Annotated in this window: 18 protein-coding genes; 15 read left to right on the forward strand and 3 right to left on the reverse strand. The window is 48.1% G+C overall.

The window, feature by feature from the left end:
• Positions 1–20 precede the first annotated feature (20 nt).
• The 8 genes from HP548_RS06100 to HP548_RS06135 all read left to right on the forward strand — a co-directional run bounded on the left by HP548_RS06100 (position 21) and on the right by HP548_RS06135 (position 8308).
• Complete coding sequence (locus HP548_RS06100) at positions 21–1160, forward strand: CgeB family protein (protein ID WP_246317951.1); 1140 nt, start codon at positions 21–23, stop codon at positions 1158–1160.
• Positions 1161–1178: 18 nt separating this feature from the next.
• Positions 1179–2816: a glycosyltransferase family 4 protein gene (locus HP548_RS06105; protein WP_343054780.1), complete on the forward strand. Its 1638-nt coding sequence runs from the start codon at positions 1179–1181 to the stop codon at positions 2814–2816.
• 14 nt (positions 2817–2830) lie between these two features.
• Complete coding sequence (wecB, locus tag HP548_RS06110; RefSeq protein WP_076290961.1) at positions 2831–3922, forward strand: non-hydrolyzing UDP-N-acetylglucosamine 2-epimerase; 1092 nt, start codon at positions 2831–2833, stop codon at positions 3920–3922.
• Positions 3915–4901 (forward strand): polysaccharide biosynthesis protein, encoded by a 987-nt coding sequence (locus HP548_RS06115; protein WP_076290840.1) that lies wholly within the window; start codon positions 3915–3917, stop codon positions 4899–4901. The genes wecB and HP548_RS06115 overlap by 8 nt, the downstream gene beginning before the upstream one ends.
• Positions 4898–5725 (forward strand): dTDP-4-dehydrorhamnose reductase family protein, encoded by an 828-nt coding sequence (locus HP548_RS06120; RefSeq protein ID WP_076290839.1) that lies wholly within the window; start codon positions 4898–4900, stop codon positions 5723–5725. The genes HP548_RS06115 and HP548_RS06120 overlap by 4 nt, the downstream gene beginning before the upstream one ends.
• Entirely contained in the window at positions 5707–6648 is a 942-nt protein-coding gene (locus HP548_RS06125; protein WP_175381167.1) for an NAD-dependent epimerase/dehydratase family protein, read from the forward strand. The genes HP548_RS06120 and HP548_RS06125 overlap by 19 nt, the downstream gene beginning before the upstream one ends.
• Positions 6645–7361, forward strand: coding sequence for a glycosyltransferase (locus HP548_RS06130; protein WP_076290837.1), 717 nt, complete (start codon positions 6645–6647; stop codon positions 7359–7361). Before HP548_RS06125 ends, HP548_RS06130 begins: the two co-directional genes overlap by 4 nt.
• Positions 7362–7591: 230 nt before the next feature.
• The gene (locus tag HP548_RS06135; RefSeq protein ID WP_099858082.1) at positions 7592–8308 is read left to right on the forward strand and encodes a glycosyltransferase; all 717 of its coding nucleotides are present in this window, start codon (positions 7592–7594) and stop codon (positions 8306–8308) included.
• A gap of 137 nt (positions 8309–8445) precedes the next feature.
• On the opposite strand, the gene HP548_RS06140 is transcribed toward HP548_RS06135, so the two are convergent.
• Positions 8446–8619, reverse strand: a complete 174-nt coding sequence (locus tag HP548_RS06140) for a hypothetical protein (RefSeq protein ID WP_170867946.1) — start codon at positions 8617–8619, stop codon at positions 8446–8448.
• Positions 8616–9854, reverse strand: a complete 1239-nt coding sequence (locus HP548_RS06145; protein WP_076290835.1) for a glycosyltransferase family 4 protein — start codon at positions 9852–9854, stop codon at positions 8616–8618. The genes HP548_RS06140 and HP548_RS06145 overlap by 4 nt, the downstream gene beginning before the upstream one ends.
• A 187-nt stretch (positions 9855–10041) precedes the next feature.
• Between HP548_RS06145 and HP548_RS06150 the strand changes: the two genes are divergently transcribed.
• Both HP548_RS06150 and HP548_RS06155 read left to right on the forward strand, forming a co-directional pair.
• Complete coding sequence (locus HP548_RS06150; RefSeq protein ID WP_099858083.1) at positions 10042–10389, forward strand: hypothetical protein; 348 nt, start codon at positions 10042–10044, stop codon at positions 10387–10389.
• A 263-nt stretch (positions 10390–10652) separates the two neighbouring features.
• Positions 10653–12140: a DHA2 family efflux MFS transporter permease subunit gene (locus tag HP548_RS06155; protein WP_076290832.1), complete on the forward strand. Its 1488-nt coding sequence runs from the start codon at positions 10653–10655 to the stop codon at positions 12138–12140.
• Positions 12141–12215: 75 nt separating this feature from the next.
• On the opposite strand, the gene HP548_RS06160 is transcribed toward HP548_RS06155, so the two are convergent.
• The gene (locus HP548_RS06160; protein ID WP_175381168.1) at positions 12216–13289 is read right to left on the reverse strand and encodes a glycosyltransferase family 4 protein; all 1074 of its coding nucleotides are present in this window, start codon (positions 13287–13289) and stop codon (positions 12216–12218) included.
• Positions 13290–13528: 239 nt separating this feature from the next.
• Between HP548_RS06160 and HP548_RS06165 the strand changes: the two genes are divergently transcribed.
• The 5 genes from HP548_RS06165 to HP548_RS06185 all read left to right on the forward strand — a co-directional run bounded on the left by HP548_RS06165 (position 13529) and on the right by HP548_RS06185 (position 19009).
• On the forward strand, positions 13529–14659 hold the full coding sequence (locus HP548_RS06165; protein ID WP_175381169.1) for an ABC transporter ATP-binding protein: 1131 nt from the start codon (positions 13529–13531) through the stop codon (positions 14657–14659).
• Complete coding sequence (locus HP548_RS06170; protein WP_076290830.1) at positions 14656–15372, forward strand: ABC transporter permease subunit; 717 nt, start codon at positions 14656–14658, stop codon at positions 15370–15372. Before HP548_RS06165 ends, HP548_RS06170 begins: the two co-directional genes overlap by 4 nt.
• 4 nt (positions 15373–15376) lie before the next feature.
• Positions 15377–16771 (forward strand): GldG family protein, encoded by a 1395-nt coding sequence (locus HP548_RS06175; RefSeq protein ID WP_175381170.1) that lies wholly within the window; start codon positions 15377–15379, stop codon positions 16769–16771.
• Positions 16768–17793 (forward strand): DUF4340 domain-containing protein, encoded by a 1026-nt coding sequence (locus HP548_RS06180; RefSeq protein WP_175381171.1) that lies wholly within the window; start codon positions 16768–16770, stop codon positions 17791–17793. Before HP548_RS06175 ends, HP548_RS06180 begins: the two co-directional genes overlap by 4 nt.
• A gap of 235 nt (positions 17794–18028) precedes the next feature.
• Positions 18029–19009, forward strand: a complete 981-nt coding sequence (locus tag HP548_RS06185) for a YhcN/YlaJ family sporulation lipoprotein (RefSeq protein ID WP_175381172.1) — start codon at positions 18029–18031, stop codon at positions 19007–19009.
• Positions 19010–19179 lie beyond the last annotated feature (170 nt).

The following is a 19179-nucleotide window of genomic DNA, read 5'->3' on the forward strand; positions in this document are numbered from 1 at the left end:
AAAATAAAAGGAGTGGCGGTATGTCTCTCAAACACCGTAAAACGAGAAAGTCTCATGCACCAGTGCTCAGTCTGGCTGACCAAGCACGCAAAAACGGGCAACATGCCGGATATGATGCGGGTAAGGAAGAAGGATATCTTCGCGGCCGTGCCAACTATATAGTCAATTGTGCACAGGAACCATTGCCTTTTCGACAGATCCACGTCCTGTACGTATCTTCAGGTAAAGGTTTCCCGTACTCTCCACTGGATGAGGCAATCATGGCCACATTACAGGGCATGGTTGCTCAGGTAACTCTTTCCGATCCACGCCAGCCTGTATCGGAAATTGCATTGCAAACCCGGCCTGATCTTGTGCTTGTGTTGGATGGCATGGATATTCCAATGGAGCATCTGGATGCAATTCGGCAAGCAGGCATTCGGACGGCGATCTGGCTTACCGATGATCCGTACTATACGGATATGACGCTTGAGACAGTGCAGCATTTCGACCATGTGTTCACCTTGGAACTGAACTGTGTGGATCTGTATCGGCAGAATGGTTGCCCTTCAGTACACTACCTGCCGTTTGCTGCCTTTACCAACCACTACTTCCCAATTACAACGCCGTCTTCACTCCACCGGGAAGTCAGCTTTATCGGTTCGGCTTACTGGAACCGGGTGTATTTCTTTAATCCGATCATGGCACAGCTGATGTCACACAATACTGTGTTTAATGGCATCTGGTGGGACCGTCTGCCTGATTATGCTGCTTACGGTGAGAAGATTGAATTGGGTCGCTGGATGAGTCCTCAGGAAACGAACGATGTTTATAACGGTACCAAAATTGTCATCAACCTTCACCGTTCCCACGAAGACGATTCCGTCAATAACAACCATGTTAAAATTCCACCAGCCTCTCCGAATCCGAGAACATTTGAAATTGCGGCTTCCACGACCCTTCAATTGACCGATGCACGGGATGATCTGGCACGTTTCTATAAACCAGGTGTAGAGATCGAGACCTACTCTTCCCCTCAGGAGCTGCTTGATAAGGTTGAATACTATCTCACTCATGAGAAAGAGCGCCGTGAGATTGCACTTCGAGGGCTGGAACGGACATTAAAGGATCACACGTATGGAAAAAGAATCAACGAACTGCTGAGTATTATATTCCCTTAATCCTGTCCGGAAGGAGGTGTGCACAGAACCCTGACATTCGTATTCAGGGTCCGTGCAGCCATGGCGACTAAACCCAAACTCATGTTGTTTTCCCATGTGTGCAACACCCGCAGCATTACGGGGGCGGAGAAGCTGCTGCTTCATTTTATGAGGGAAATGGGTACCATCTTCGATTGTGTACTTGTCGTGCCTCAGGAAGGTAAGCTCGCCGGATTTGCGCGGAGGTTCGGTATTCAGGTCAAAATATGTTTCCTGCCGATGCTTCACGGTGTGTACACACCTTACCGGGGAATCGCAACGGATGCAGAACAGCTTCGCCAATCACCAGCCTATCAGGATGTGGTCTCCCTTATCCGGGAGACTGCGCCTGAACTGGTGTTAACGAATACCTGTGTCAACGTGATGCCAGCTGTAGCAGCAAAGTCTCTGCAAATTCCGGTTATCTGGAAGATTACCGAAATTATTCAGGAGAATGAACATACAAACGAGGCTGTACAGATGATTGGTCGTTACTCGGATTGGATCATAGGCATTTCCGAAACGGCGATAACCCCATTCAAACAAGCGGGCATGAGCGAAAAACTCACCGTGATTTCCCCAACCTGTGATCCGTCTCTGCCAGCTCCAGATCGATGGGTGCACTTAAGAGAACGCAAACGCAAAGAGCTTGGTTTCAAGCCATCACAGATCTGCATTGGTTACATCTCTTCCTTTATATATGATGCCAAAGGTCTGAAACCTTTTGTGGATATGGCTCTGCAATTGTGCGAAACCCATCCACGCTGCCGATTCTGGATCATTGGTACATCAGCGGACAAAAAGTACTATGACGAATGTGTATCACGGGTGAAAAAATCCGGCTATTATCGGAGATTTACCTTTACGCCGTTTGAAGAGAACGTATCACTGGCCTATACGGCTATGGATATCGTTGTTATCCCGAGTATGGTCAAAGAAGGATTCGGAATGACCGCGCTGGAGGGGCTTTATTTTGCCAAACCGGTTATCGCATTTGCCCAGGGCGGATTGAAGGAATTGCTGGAATCGGTAGGCAGTGGTGCATTTCTGGCTCCGCCGGGTGATACTCAAGCGCTGTTCACGCTGGCCACAACGTTGTTGAATGATCCTGAACTGGCTTCCGACACCGGATGGCGCAATCGGACAGAAGCGGAAAAGCTCTATGGTATTGAAACCTACAGGGCAAAGTTGCATACGATGGTGACACAGTGGTTAACGCGTTTTCCCGGATGGTTTCCGTATATTCAGCCTCCGAATGGTCCAGTGTACGCATGGGGCGAGGGGCAATTGCGAACCGTGCTGGTTCTGGAACCAGCTACAGTTCGGGCACTTTTATTTCCACTGAATGTGATCCAGACGTTGCCGCTCTCACCGTTACCTCCGCTTGCGATAGGTCAACTTGTCCATGAAGCAACAGACACCCGATCAAACGGCAGAACGGGACGGAGCCGTCACCAGCGATTATCCCATCGCAGTGGGGTTCATGACAGAACGAAACGGGTGACGGGAACAGGTAGAAGGAAGCTGAAGACGCGTAAAAAGAAACGTGTACGCGTGGGGCAACCGACTGCTCGCAAACGTGCTCCTGGCAAAGCCAGACGAAGCCGGGTACGCCGGAGAGTATCCAATAGACGATGAAGGCAGGGATTACGATGAAGATCATGACGGTGCTGGGGACGCGACCTGAAATCATACGGCTCAGCCTGATCATTTCCAAGCTGGACCAGTACGCGTCCAAACATATTCTGGTACACACGGGGCAGAACTTCACGGAAAGTCTCAGCGGTCTTTTCTTCAAGGAAATGGGCTTGCGGGCGCCGGACTACGTCCTTCAGGATGAAGCGGCCTCGTTGGGTCGGCAGTTATCCTCGATGTTTACGCAAATGGAAGATTTATTAAATCAGGAGCAACCGGATAAAGTGCTGCTGCTCGGCGATACGAACAGTGCATTATGTGCTGTGTTGGCTGAACGGATGGGCATACCCGTCATTCATATGGAAGCGGGCAACCGATGTTTTGATCTGGATGTGCCTGAGGAGAAAAATCGCCGGGTCATCGACGCCATTTCAACCATTAATATGCCTTATACCGAACAGAGCAAGAAACATTTGGTTAGTGAAGGGGTTCCCAGTCGACGAATTGTGCTGACAGGCAATCCGATCTATGAAGTGATGCGTCACTACGACACACAGGTGAGTACCAGCAAAATATTGAAAAAATTGAAGCTGAAGTCCGGGCAATATTTTTTGGTTACGGCCCATCGGGCAGAGAATGTTGATCACCCTCCTCATTTGCTGGAGATCATGAAAGGCTTGAACCAGGTTGCTGAAGAACATGCCATGCGAGTCATATGCAGCATTCACCCTCGAACGGCTATTCGAATTGCCGAGCATCTGCAACTGGAGATGCACCCGCTGGTGGAATTTCACGAACCATTCGGTTTTTTCGACTTCGTGATGCTGGAACGACATGCACGCTGTGCACTTACGGACAGTGGTACCGTACAGGAGGAGTGCTGCATTATGGGTGTGCCTACGGTAACCATGCGTCGCACAACAGAACGACCGGAGACGGTGGATTGCGGCAGCAACGTGGTCTCAGGTCTGGATGCGGAGCGTATTGCGGGCTGTGTGAAAGTAATGATCGAAATGTCAAACGACTGGGATTGTCCACAAGGCTACAAAGCAACCGATGTATCCAGTAAAGTGGTCAAATTTCTGCTTGGAGGGAAAATGCATGTTTGAAAATAAGCGTATACTCGTAACTGGCGGTACGGGATCATGGGGTTATGAACTTGTGGCTCAACTGTTGCCCCAGCAGCCCAAGGAGATTATTGTATACTCCCGGAATGAGTCCAGCCAAGTGGCGATGAGCCGTGAATTCGAAGACCCGCGTCTTCATTTTCGCATTGGTGATATTCGAGACAAGGAAGCGTTGACGGTTGCCTGTCAACAGGTGGATTATGTGTTTCATCTCGCAGCGCTCAAGCATGTTCCAGTGTGTGAAGATCAACCCTACGAAGCACTCAAAACCAATGTGATCGGCACACAAAATGTCATCGAAGCTGCAATTGAAAATAATGTGGAAAAAGTCATTTACATCTCGACCGACAAGGCCGCTAATCCATCCAATTTCTACGGCATGACTAAGGCGATCGGAGAGAAGTTGATCGTATACGCCAATCTGCTCCACAGCAATACGCGATTTGTCACTGTACGTGGTGGCAATGTACTTGGAACGAATGGCAGTGTTGTGCATTTGTTCAAAAATCAGATTCGTCAGAAAGGTCAAGTTTCCATTACCGACATGAACATGACGCGGTTCTTTCTGACCTTGAAAGATGCCATCACCTTGCTTTTCAAAGCATCGGTGGAAAGCGTGGGTGGCGAGATTTTTGTTATGACTATGCCGACGTGCAAAATTGTGGATCTCGCTGAAGTGTTGATTGAGGATTCAGGTGTGGAGAATGTGTCTATTGTGGAGCGTGGCACCCGGCCTGGTGAGAAGATTCATGAAATACTGATGAGTGAATTCGAGAGTATGACAACCGTTGTATACGATGAGCAATACTTGGTGATTTTGCCTACCCTCGGCATACCGGGGTTGAAGGAGCATTATACGAATTGTCCTCCAGTATCCTTCAGCAGCTTCAGTTCTGAGCATCAGCTAATGACCAAACAGGAGATTCGTGACATTCTGCAACGTGGAGGGTTCCTGTCATGAAGTTGCTGATACTTGGGGGGAACGGAATGGCCGGCCATATTCTGGTCGACTATTTCCGCCGTCAAGGCGTGCATAGCGTTTTCTACACGACCCGTGATGTATCGGACCCTAATGGTCTTCTGTTGGATGTAAATGACTGCTTTATGGTCGACCGTCTGGTGGAGGTGGTGCATCCGGATGTCATCATTAACGCAGTGGGTGTTTTGAACAGCTTTGCAGATGAAGACAAAATTACCGCTTATCACATTAATGGATTCCTGCCGCATCGTTTGCGGCGGGTTGCCGACACGATTGGGGCACGTCTGATTCATATCAGTACGGACTGTGTGTTTAGTGGGGATCGAGGGGCGTACCGAGAGGATGATGTTACCGATGGAACATCTGCCTATGCAATTACAAAAGCATTGGGTGAAGTCCAGGATGCTGGACATCTGACAATTCGCACTTCCATTATTGGACCTGAAATTCGGAAGGGTGGCATCGGTCTGATGCATTGGTTCATGTCCACTACAGGGGAAGTTGGCGGATATACACGTGTCTTCTGGAATGGGGTAACCACCCTTGAATTGGCCAAATGGGTAGATCATTATCTGTCGTCCCCGCTTAGCGGTCTGATTCATTTGGCTCATCCGAAACCTGTCAGCAAGCATGATCTGCTTCTCCTGTTCCAACAGACATGGAATAAGCAGGATGTTGTTGTCGTACCGGATGATAGCGTAGTACAGGATCGTACGCTGGTGTCCACACGTGAGGACGTGAAGACAGACCTTCCGGATTATTCTACAATGCTGAAGGAGCTGGCATTATGGATGGAGCAGAGCTGACAGGCAAAAAGGTGCTGATCACAGGTGCGTCCGGTTTTACCGGACGGCATGCGGTCGCTTATTTCCGGGCAGCTGGTGCAGTAGTTACAGCGGTGGTCAGGCGAGTCGGAGTGCATTCGTTCGGCGATGGTGTAGCTGTGCATGTCTGTGATCTGAATGATAAACAGCAAGTTCGTCATTTGATTGACGAGGTGAAACCGGACTATGCCCTGCATCTCGCAGGCAAAAATTCGGTGCCGGAGTCCTGGTCCGATCCGCTACTAGTATTGGAGACCAATGTGATGGCTGTACTGTATCTGCTAGATGCTCTCCGGAGCTGCCCAGCGGCACGGACCGTTATTGTAGGTTCCCGGTTAAAATACACGCCTGAACCCGGTCGGCCTCCGCACCCTCCCCACCCGTACAGTCTCAGCAAAGCACTGGAGGAGATGGTGTCGCTGTCGTGGATGTCCCTCTTTGGACAGCAAATTATGCTGGCAGAGCCGGGCAATCTGATCGGTGCAGGTCCTTCAACAGGGATATGTTCGCTGCTGGCACGTCATGTTGTCGCCTGTGAACAGGAAGGTAAAACGGAGCCTTTCCGTCTATCTGGCCGGGATAATACCCGTGATTTTCTGGATGTACGGGATGCGGTTCGGGCCTACGCAACCTTGCTTGTTCAGGGTACGTCAGGCACCGTTTACCCCGTCGTATCGGGCAAAGAGAGAAGCCTGGGTGAAATAGCGGATACGCTGCTGACCATGACTGAAGCGAAAGTACCCGTACGCTGGGACGGAGCTTCTTCTGGTCCGGACGGCGCTGGAGAGCAGGAGGAGATGTCACTGCTGCGCAAGTTGGGCTGGCAGCCACTGATTCCTTTTGCCCAATCTCTTCAGGACATTCTGAGCGATGTTCGTACTCAGCAAGGGAGGTCCACTGGATGAATCCAAGAGTGTCCATTGTCATTCCGTTTTACAATTGTCCATATGTGCCTCAAGCGATTCAAAGTGCGATGAACCAGACGTATCCCGATGTGGAAATCATTATCGTCAACGATGGCTCCACCCGGCATGCGGATCTGCTTCAGCCTTATCTTCCATACATTAATGTTCTGGGCAAAAGTAATGGCGGCACAGCTTCAGCTCTGAATCACGGCATCCGTCATGCCTCCGGGGACTATGTCGCCTGGCTGAGTTCGGATGACCTCTTATATCCGGATAAGATTCGTCATCAGGTTGAATTTATGCAACGGGAGAATGTGCTCATCTCACATACCAACTTTAATTACATTAATGAGCATTCAGCGGTGACCAAGTTAAACGGGGGAGCAGAACCGGTGGCCGAACCGGAGTGGCTGCGCCTCTTCGTATACGGCAATCCGGTGAACGGCTGTACTGTGATGATTCGCAAGGATCTCTTTAGTGGGGTGGGCCTGTTCAATGAACTGTTGCCTTATACGCATGATTTGGATCTATGGATGCGCATTTTGCTGAACGGCCATCGGTTTCCATATCTGAACGAATCGCTTACGGCATATCGACGGCATGGGGGAATGGGGACAGTACGCCATGCGGATGCCATCGGTCGGGAGGCCTCCATGGTATGGTCCAGATATCGGGAGCCTTTGTTGCAGCGGATTGCTGCCATGGGGGGATAAAGAACTTTGGTGGGGGTTATGGAGGCCGCAAGTTGGCCGAATAACGCCCTCTTTATTTATATGCATTTCTATCAGAATCTTACTGATGGAAAGCCACTCTTTGGATTAATGCAAAATGCTCATATACGTAATTTATGAGTCGTTATGCAACGGATGCCCGATACCTAACGGATCTATCCTCATATAATAGGGAGAATGGTAATATTCACGCGGAGAAAGGGGAGGACCGAATGGAGCCCAAGGTATCAATTGTCATTCCTTTTTATAATTGTGCGTATATCGAGCAGGCTGTTCACAGCGCCATTCACCAGACGTATCCGCATATTGAGGTCATTGTGGTGGATGACGGCTCTACGAAGCATGTGGAGCGGCTGCAACCATTCATGGATCGCATTCACTATATTCGAAAAGAGAATGGTGGAACAGCAACCGCGTTAAACGAGGGAATCAAACAGGCGACAGGTGATTACTTTGTCTGGCTCAGCTCCGATGATGTGATGTTGCTGGACCGGGTAGAGAAACAACTGAAGTTCATGCTTGACGTCAAGGCTTCGTTCTGTCACGGTGCCTATCATTATGTAGATGCGAACAGCGAATGGATGGACACGGTTAGACCAGAGGTAGGGAGTCGTCTGGAGATGCTTCAGGTGCTGACCGAAGGTTGCCCAATCAACGGTTGCACTGTGATGCTTGAGATGGATGCATTTCGAAAGTTCGGCATGTTTGACACCGATTTTCGCTACACGCATGACTATGAGATGTGGCTGAGACTGTTTCCGCTCTATGAGCTGTTCTATTACAATGAGCCACTGATGTGTTATCGGGTTCATGAATCAATGGGAACCAAGAAACACTTTGAGGCATTGAAAGCCGAGATGGAACTTGTTCAAGCGAAGCATCGGCCCGTATTACTCAATCTGCTGCAGGTTGGCGGTTACTGGAAGTAGATGTGACAAGTGATGGAAGAAATCACGAATAGCTAGCTAGTGAACCGCAAGAAAAAGAGGGTATTCGGTTGCCGTAAAGTGATTACGGCATGAACGAATATCCTCTTGTTTGTTCCTGTTTGTAAAGTTACTTGACTCTAATTTTTTTCGGAAGTGAGTATGTGCATGGTTGCCGGATCAGGAAAAACGTATCCTTTGGGCAGCTTCCTCATCAATTCGTTCATTACAGCGTAATCCACCTCGATATGCGTCGTCGACACAGGGGTGGAGAACCAACGATTATACAAATCACTAGGGACGAGCAGTGTCATATTCTCTGACCTCCCAACTGAATGGCTTCCTGATAGACATGCAGCGTGCGCAACCCCATCTCCTCCAGTGATCGATGTTGTTCAGCCCATGCTTTGGCTGCTGCTCCTACCTTTGCACGGGTAGCATCATCCTGCAGAAGGGCATTTAACAGTGCGCTAAGGGCTTCGACATCCTGTGGTGGAACGACCCAACCAGTATGTTCAGGCTGCACCATCTCAGGCATGCCTGCCGTACCGCTGACAATGACAGGCAATCCGGCGAGCTGAGCCTCTGTAACCGAGAAAGGCTGCGTATCCTGCAAGCTGGGCTGTACATAAATGTCAGCATGGCGTAGGAATGAAGGGATGTTGTCGAGTTTCCCCCAGAAAACGATGTCAGCACCTACCCCAAGATCATTGGCTAGGGAGCGCAAATCCTCCATCAGATTGCCTTCCCCAGCAATCCAGCAGACCCAATCCGAGCGATTCTTCTTAAGGCTGGAGAGTGCTTTGACCAGAATATGAACCCCTTTGATGTGTTCCAGTCTGCCCGTAAAGGCGATCACTTTTTTGCCCGCTGTCTTCCTCTGACGGAACTTGACTGCTGCTTGGGCACGGTAGGCCGGAATATCTACAGCATAAGGAATAATTCGAAATTTGGACTCGGGAACATGGAGGTCCGTAAGTGTGCTCTTAATCCAATGGCTGGAGACCAGAATAAGCTGGGATTGTTCAGCGCTTCGCTCTTCCAGTGACAGGAAGTAACGTCCGCGTTTGGATTGCAAGTATTCGGGAAGTGTGAGCTTCGCGTTAGAGTTCTGAGCATCGTAAAAGGCTTCGCGCGCAAGCGCTCCGTGATAACTCGTTACCATGGGTGTGTTGCGGTTTAATATACGTCTCATTGCAACCGCTGCTACCGGGTCCTGCGCGTGGATGACATCGTAATGATCAACGCCGAGATAGGCAGCTCCCATTTCAAAGGCATACCTGTTCAATTCATAATAAGCCACGAGAGAATCGGCAGTGAATTGAGGCAAATCTGTCGGATTCAGCTTGGCTTGAAGCATGGGCCATACCTTATCTTTGGAGAAGGAACGATTGAGATTGCGAATGTACACTTCATTTTTGGCTCCGTTGGTGCCCATAATATCCACCTCTACGCCAAGAGCCATCAGCCTGTCAGCCAGCTGTTTCACATATGTCCATATTCCACCCATCTGTGTAAGCTCCCAATAAGTCACGAGCAGAACTCTCATAGGTACCTCCTTGTCACGGCCTGTACAGGCCGATCTTCTATCCTGTTAGTTTATGAAAAAAAGCAGACAAAAGGGTGGGCATTTCGTTGGAATTAATTAAAATGGGTGATTGCAAATAGCAATGGACGAGAGCAGGCATACCATATCTAGAGAAAGGTTCAACTCTGCTTTAGAGGAGGGATATACCGTGGCCGCATATGTACTGGAGATTCACGAAAACTTGCTGCAAACCGTTGTACCGGTGAGATATATGGACATTGAATTGTCATTTGTGGGAAATGACGATGTGGATATCTTTGTCGGAGGAATCAGTCAGACCCGTGGGGAGTTGTATCGCTATCTTTGCCGGATTGGGGCTGACACAGGAAATCACATTATTCATAATCTCGCGGTCTCATCCGATCCGTGCGAACTGCGCATCATTAGCAACAGTTCTATACCAAGTCATCTGGTTATTCGAATGTACTGTAGAAGTGACCAAGGCCAGACCTTGGGTATACTTTCGGAGCATCAGATGATCAAATTGGCAGATTAGCAGAGGTCACCATAATGAGCATCGATTAACCAATGGGGTGGGGCAGGAGAAAACCTGGTCCATTTTTTGGCATACATAAGTGATTCGTTATCCAATAAAAAATAGCTTGACAGCAAAGGTATTTTCATTAGAATTAACCTATGCTTAAACAAAAGTTTAAAACGACGGTTTAAAACAAGGGTTTGAAAACGTCGTGAATATAAGGCCGATGGAGAGACACATACAAAGATAATGCCTCCAGGCCGGAAAAGAGAGTGGAGAGAGTGAAACAACAAACAGCAGTGCCCCAGGACCCGGCGGAGTTCTCAATTAAAACGATTATTCTGCCGCTACTGGCTATTATTGTTGGGATGATTATGGTCATCTTGGACAGCACGGTGGTTAACGTGGCAATTCCGAATCTGGTTCAATATTTTGAGACCGATTTGAAGACCATTCAATGGACGGTTACAGGATATACGTTGGCCTTGTCAGCCGTCATTCCGCTGGCGGGATGGTTGACCGACCGATTTGGTGCCAAAAGAGTATTTCTGTTCACGATCGCGATGTTTACTCTGGGTTCAGTCTTGTGTTCGATTGCGCAATCTCCTGAACAATTGATTATTTACCGTATCATCCAAGGGCTTGGCGGAGGTATGGTTGCGCCGATTGGTATGGCGATGGTATTCCGTCTGGCTCCTCCTGAAAGAAGAGGTTCTATCATGGGTATGCTCGGGATTCCGATGCTGTTGGCCCCTGCGCTGGGTCCGGTATTATCCGGCTGGTTCATTGAGTCATTCAGCTGGCACTGGATCTTCCTGATCAATCTGCCGATTGGTATTGCCGCGTTTATTCTATGTATCAAATTCCTGCCGGATACGGATCGTGGACGCACGCCTGCGCTTGATCTGCTTGGTATGATTCTGGCACCAATTGCATTCTCGATGCTCGCATACGGTGTAAGTGAAGGCGGAACAAGCTGGACGTCTGCAACAACACTGACAGGTGTGATTGTCGGAGGCGTAGCGCTGATCTTATTCGTTATCGTGGAGCTTCGTCACAAAAATCCGCTGTTGGAACTTCGGGTGTTCAAATCATCTGATTTCACACGGGGTATTATTCTGGCATGGGTATCACAAGTCGCTTTATTTGGTGCAATGATTTTGATTCCACTTTATCTGCAACAAATTAAAGGCTATACTGCATTGGAAACAGGGCTCATTCTGCTCCCGCAGGCGCTGGCTTCGGGTGTGGGTATGCCGCTTGGTGGACGTTTGTTTGATAAAATTGGTGCAAGACCACTCGCTTTCGTGGGTCTGGGTATCATCTCGGGTGCACTGTTTATTCTGTCATCGATTACGGCGGAAACGGGCCTTGGCCTGATCATTCTTAGCCTTGTCATGATGGGATTGGGTATGGGTTTCTCCATGATGCCACTCAATACGCATGTACTGAATGCTGCTCCACGTAAGCTGGTAGGTCGGGTTACCCCGCTTACTGCTGCTGCACAACAAGTGGTTGTGTCCTTTGCAGTTGCCGGCTTGACCGGATTCCTGACCTCCCATATTGCAAGCAATACAGCTGGAGCTACTGATGCTACAAGTGTGGTGAATGGCTTAGTGGCTGGTTTCAACGATACCTTCTTCCTGGCAGCGTGTATTGCCTTGTTTGGATGCCTGCTTAGTCTGATCTTGCGCAAACCAAAACGGATGGAGGAAGAATCCCTTCAAACAGGGGATCAGCCTGATCCTGCAATGATGATGGGACACTAATTCTTATAATCTGATTTCATGAATTTAATGTTTAGGCAGTTCAGAGCATCTTTCTGAACTGCCTTTTTGTTTTGTTTAAAAGAAAATGCTCAAGGCAGTCATCATTTCCCGAAATGAAGTGGCGTATCGGTCAGGGGAGAAGGAGATGGCCATATGCTGTCTGCCTTGAATGCGTATATATTCCCGCAGCTTTTTGTTGCGCATAAGGTCTACCGCTTCAGATACAGCGGTTTTCACGTTGCCTATCGGATAGAATTTTCCTGTTCGGTTATGAGTAATAAAGGACCTTACGCCATCCGAATCGGTACTGAGAACCGGGCATCCGCAGCTGATGGCTTCAGCAACGGCATATCCAAAGCCTTCAAGTAGGGAGGTGGACAGCATGATACCCCCGGAAGCTGCAACCATGGAGTAGAATGTAGGCATCTGGGAATGGGGCACGTTGATAAAGATGCCAATCCGATCTTCAAGCCCGTATTCTGCAAGCATGTGACGGAACATGACCTCGTCCTCCGGATTAGCCAAGGTCGGATCATGGAAAAACCATAGTCTGGCTTTTGGAATTTTTTTAATGATTTCGCTGGATATCATCAAATACTCCCGCCAGTTTTTATTGTGTTCGAGCCTTCCTACCCATGCTAGTACCGGATAGGGAGGAGTATCCACCGAAATTGGGGCAAAGGTATTGGTATCCAGCATATTGGGAATGACAAACCGGTGAAGCCAAGGGCACATATGAATGAACAGCTCCAGTAAATGATCTGTTGGAGGAATGACCGCAGCATTACAGTGGGCTTGAAGATAAGGTACTCCCATCTGAATGGTTTCCATAGCCTGTTCACGCGTCCCGAGTCCCTGTGCTTCATAGATAATGCGTCCTTTATACCCGAGGGCTCTTAATCTGCCCGGCATGGCAATATCGGAGGTAACAATAATGGCATCATAACGATGATGATGAATCAAACTGTGAATTTCCTCATCACTGGAAGCGGTGAAGACCGGCGTGCTGGTATTGTTCTGCATTCCCGAGCCAGGGTACAGATACAATACATGCGCTTCGATGCCATGGCGTTGCAGAACGGCTGTACGCAATCGGTTTAAAGTATCCACACCGCCGCTTGGAACAAAAAATGTGAATAGTACTTTCACACGGTTCACCCTCTGACTTTTGTGCAGGTGCTCATGCCCCTGTACTGTAAGGTACGTTGCCTCAGAGTGCAGGGTGTGGGTGAATGAAGTGGTGTTCACATTTTAGACACATATTTTTAAGCTCTCTTTTAAGTGACATTAAGCTGCATTTAGGATACAACACGTAAGATACAAGGAACTTCCCGTGTTGACCATCTGAAGAAAGCGATGATGGCACACGGGTATTTTAACGGGAAAGGATGAATGATGTGCTCGAAGTGAAACAGGTCAGCAAAGTATTTGATGGGCGGCGCGGCGTGCATCAACTGGATTTCACAATGGAGCGCGGTGAGATTGTTGGATTTTTGGGACCGAATGGTGCCGGAAAAACCACAACGATGCGAATGATTACGGGCTATTTGCATCCTACGGCAGGCTCCATTGCAGTGGATGGCATATCAGTGCATGATCAGGGCAGAAACGTTCGTTCCAAGATCGGCTATCTGCCGGAGACACCGCCGCTTTATCCAGATATGACGGTACAGTCGTATTTGAAGTTCGTCGCTAATCTGAGGGATGTCCCGACCCGTGAAGTGAAATTGCGGATCAGTGAGATGGTCAGCAGGCTGGGTCTTCAAGGTCGCGAAAAGCAATTGGTTCGCGGACTGTCCAAAGGGTACAAGCAGCGTCTGGGTCTGGCTGGAGCCATTATTCACAAACCGGATCTGCTCGTGCTGGATGAGCCGACTTCAGGACTCGATCCAAATCAGATTATGGAGATACGGGATCTGATCCGTGAACTGGGTGAGAATCATACAGTACTGCTCAGTACACATATTTTGCCGGAAGTGAGCACGCTTTGTAATCGGATGTTGATTATTAATCAGGGTCAGCTCGTATTGGATGGTTCACCGCAGCATTTTGGCTCAGCAATGGGGGATCAGTTTAAGGTATCTATTGAAGTGAAGGCAACAGAGCAGCAATTACATAATGTGCTGACACCATGGGAGGAGGTACGGAGCGAAGTCATTCAAGCAGCGGATGGACAGGCATCCAATGGTTCTGCTGATACGGTTAAAATGCTGCTTACCGGCGAATCTTCTGAAGATTTCCGGGAGGAACTATTCTACCTTTTGTCTGGTGCAGGCTTGCCGATCCTGGAGATGAAGAAAGAAAATCTTAGTCTGGAACAAATTTTCCTGAAGCTTACCACAACGGAAACGGAATCCGAAGTGGAACTGGCAACACAGGAGACTGAAACTGATAAAGTGCAGCTCGCCAATCATGCGACAGATGAAGAGGCCAATTTGGGCACGACGTCAGATCTGAAGCAATCGACTAGTTCCGAGAGCGCTTCATCTGATTCCCACACAGGGGAGGGTTCCAAATGAGACGAATGATGGCGGTTTGCAATAAAGAACTGCAGGCATATTTCCTGTCACCGACTTCGTATTTCGCTTTTGCAGTATATGTACTGATGACAAGTTTGCTGTTCTATTCCAGCTTTGTGTATTACCAGCCAAGCATTGTAGATTATCGTCTGGTGCTGGGAGACACGTTATCCATGCTGCTGTTTGTGGTGCCGTTGCTGACGATGCGACTGGTGGCAGAGGAATTCCGGCAGGGAACGGACGAATTGTTGTTGACTTCACCTGCACGGGTGACCGAAATTATTTTCGGTAAATATTTGGCGTCACTCGCCATTCTTGTTGTCCTTATTCTGTGCAGTCTCGTTTACCCGTTTATTATGTCCTTCTTTGGTGAACTGGATCTGACATCCGTATGGTTGTCTGCACTGGGTCTCTTTTTCCTGGGCGGAAGCATGATGGCGATTGGATTGTTTGCTTCCACGTTATCTCAGCACCAGATGGTGTCTGCGGTAGCCGGTTTTATTATTTTGCTCGTATTGTGGATGCTTGATTCATTTGCAGGCAATTCCGGATCTGCGTTACAACAATGGCTGGACCCGTTTGCGTTGACGAACCGGTTTGACAGCTTCACGAAGGGTGTACTTAGCGGCCCAGATATATTGTATTACGTGACGCTCTCAGGTGTGTTTCTGCTGTTAAGCATTCAAATTGTGGAACGGAAGCGGTGGAGGTGAGAAGATGAAAAAATGGTTGAGTCATACCAACAGTACCGTGCTATCTGTAGCGGTGATTGGCATCTTTATTTTGCTGACCCTGTTTCTGAATTCGCTTGGCGGGTTCCAACTGGATCTGACCTCGAATAAACAATATACCTTGTCTGACCAGTCTCTTACCGCGATCAAAAATGTAAAGGAAGACGTCAACATTCTGGTGTTAACCGTCGAAAATGCGAATAATACGGTCTTGAACCGGGAAGTATCGGATATGGTTCAGGAATATACGAAACGCAACAGCAAACTGACGATGAAGCAATATAATCTGACGCAGGAGCCTACGCTGGCCTCCAAATATGGTATCACAGGCAGTTCCATTGTATTAGAGCAGGGCGATCAATATAAAGTCATTGATATCGCCAGTCTGTTTACGGCTGTCGGGGATGGAAGCGATGGATCGTACCAGTTCACAGGTGAGGAAAAGTTGACACAAGCGCTAATGAATCTGTCTTCAACGGAGATGCACAAAATGGTCTTCCTGACAGGACATGAGGAGCTTGGCCTGGATCAACTGACTACGCTGCGCTCATCTTTGGAACAGAATAATATCACGACAGAAGAACTTCAGCTGAATCAGGCAGGTCAGGTTCCAGAAGATGCGGACGTACTCGCAATTATTGGGCCACAGCGGGATATTAGTGATACTGAACTGAAAGCTATTCGGACATATCTGAGTAACGGCGGTAAATTGCTGTTATCCCTCGGTTTTCACGAAGACATGAAGTTGACTTGGAAAAATATCGATGCACTCATGACGGATTATGGTGTGGTTGATGAGCATGCAGTCATGGTGGATAACCAGCAGGCCAGCACAATGGGCCCACTGTGGGTTGTGCCGGAGTATGGCACACATGCCATCACGGATAAACTATCAGAAAGCAAACTGTACCCGATGTTATCCCTGTCCATTGCTTTGACGAGCAAAGAGCAGGATAAATACACGTTGTCGCCGCTTATTCATTCATCGAATGACAGTTATGGCGAGACTAATATTGCAGGTTTATTGCAAAACGAAACAACCAACGATCCGGATCAGGATGTACAAGGTCCTGTTGAGCTTGGATATGCGGCGGATACAACAGATGGCAAACCGAAGGCTGTAATTCTGGGATCATCCATTTTCATGCAGGACTCGGAAATAGTGAACGGTGGTAACCGAGATTTTATTTTGAATACCGTCAACTATTTAAGTGAAAAAGAAGATGGAGTAACGATTCGGCCACGGGTGCAATCCGGTTATCAAACGGCGTATCTGGATGGTAAACAAGCCAGAACCATTTTCTTCGTGGCGATTGTCGCATTCCCGCTCATCTTTGTTATGATAGGTGTACTCTTATGGTGGAGGCGCAGACGTGTATGAAAAAATGGGTCCCAACGATTTTAGTCTTATTGGTCTTGATTATCGGGTGGGTCTATGCGGCCAGTCAAAATTATTTTCGTGAAGAGGAAGCGGAGAAGGTCAAGTTGCTCGGTATAAAGTCTGCCGATATACAGTCGATCACGATTCATGATAACAATACAGACACATCAGGTGCTTCAAAACCCTCATCTTCACAATTGGAACTAAAGAATGGTGTATGGAGTATGGTGGAACCCAAGGCCTATCCTTTGAATGGGTATACGGTTAGCAGCTGGCTTGATGCCTTAAGTGGTGCGGATCAGGAACTGGTTGTAGAGAAGGAGCCGAAGGACCTCGATAAGTATGGATTGGGTTCAGATGCAACGTTGCTCGATATCCAGCTAAACGATAACCGTGAGATCAAACTGAGCATCGGTGGCCAGCTGCCAGCTGCTGACGCTCGTTATGTACGGGTAGACTCCGGACCTGTTGTAGCTGTACAGACGGAATCCATCAGCAATATAGAATTATCACGGCAGGATCTGCTGGATACGACTCCGTTTAATTTGGATGAAACGAATGTCATTACATTGGAATGGGAAGGCGAAGCAGCCACTTGGATGCTCAAATCTTCGTCAGAGGAGGGTGCGGCAGATCAGACGTGGACGCTTAATGGTGAAGCGATTGAAGCTACAGATGCTGTATCTCTGATTGGCAAAATCAAAAACCTGTCCACAGCTGACGAAGTGCGCAAAGCTTCTGAACTGAAGGGAACCGTGCCACGCTTTACTTTATCCGTTGAGCAAAAGGTTAATGGAGAAGCTGTTACGGATGTGTACCGAGGGCTTACTATTCCATCAGAACCGGATCAGATCTGGGTAGTCACGCCGGACGGTCAGTGGGCCTATCCAATGGATGCAGCTAGTTTGAAGGAAGCAGAGCAGTTTCCGAATTCGATCAAAAAATCAGAATCAGATGTAACATCATCTTCGAGTGAAGATAATGCTGATGCTGATGCGAATTCCTCCTCCACATCCAATTAAGTGAATGGCTCCTTCAACATGATAATGAAGGTTCACACTAGAACAGGAAATCGAAGGTTATATGGAGCGGTGCTGCACTTTGTGCAAGCATCGCTTTTTTTATTTTTTATGTAATAAAGAAATCGTTTGAGCCCAGATAAAGGAGGCTAATGTTCCATATCCTTTCAGCATATCGCATTGTACAGAAGAGCATCCTATCCTTGTGACCAAAACCAACATAATTGGAGGATGAGACATGCCAGCAGCCAAAAAGGCGACAGCAATCAGCTTATCTTTGTCTACTGCAATCTTCGTAATGGCTGGATTGACGGGTTGTGGAACGAGCACAAAAGATAACAATCTGCATACCCAAAGTGTTCGTCACGAAGTGAAAGGCATCAACCGTTATGGTGTTGAGTCCAATGGGATGGATGGTATTCGTGCGAAAAGCTATCGGACGCATAACGTCACTGACCTGAAATCAAGTGACGAGCTGGCTAAACGTATTTCAGAAATGAAGGAAGTAAAGTCCGCAAGTGTTATGCTGACTGATCGTAACGCATATGTTGCAGTCCGTTTGACAGATGGTCACACTGGCAAATTGGAAAGCAAATCTTTGCGTAACCGTGCAAATGGCACTATGCGTACAGAAAGCATGGGTCAGGATATGGGCGGTTTGCGTGTAAATGGTGGTAATGGAACCATGTCTCCATACAGCACCAGCGGCATAGCTCCGGGATTGAACACGGATGCAGCTACGGATCGCAGCCACATGGGCAATGACCGCAGCATCTATGGAACCATGGGAACTGGATCGTATGGAATGATGCGTGGTCTAACCAACAGTGGCAATGCACGTACAATCACAGAAGGTCCACGTACAATGAGCGAAGGTCGCTACGGAATGAAGAGTGAAACATCGCGTATTGATAGCACGGATGATAACACCTCCGAAGAGATTAAATCCAAAATCTCGGCGAAAATCAAACAATTTGCACCTCACGTGGAGAACGTATACGTATCAGCTAACCCGGACTTTGTACAACATGTGGAGAGCTACGCCACAGATATCCGTAACGGCAAACCGGTTAGCGGCATGATTAACACGTTCCAATCGATGGTTGAACGTATTTTCCCAACGAATGCGTTGAACACAAATCACCGAGACGGCGTGCTTGATGATGGCATCATGAATCGTAATAACAAAGACGGCATGATGAATCGCATGAATCGGTAATTTAGATTGAACAATATGCCTTTGCGCTGATGGTTAACATTAGTCGCGAGGGCATGTTTTTTTAAAAGGAATATTGATAATAACGATTAAGAAGATGATTCATAGTATGCCCATATGATACTTAGTCCCAATTGACGATTTCAGATTACTACGTTTGTGACCTTCATAGT

This window comes from Paenibacillus taichungensis, from assembly GCF_013359905.1.
GTDB classification, from domain to species: domain Bacteria; phylum Bacillota; class Bacilli; order Paenibacillales; family Paenibacillaceae; genus Paenibacillus; species Paenibacillus taichungensis.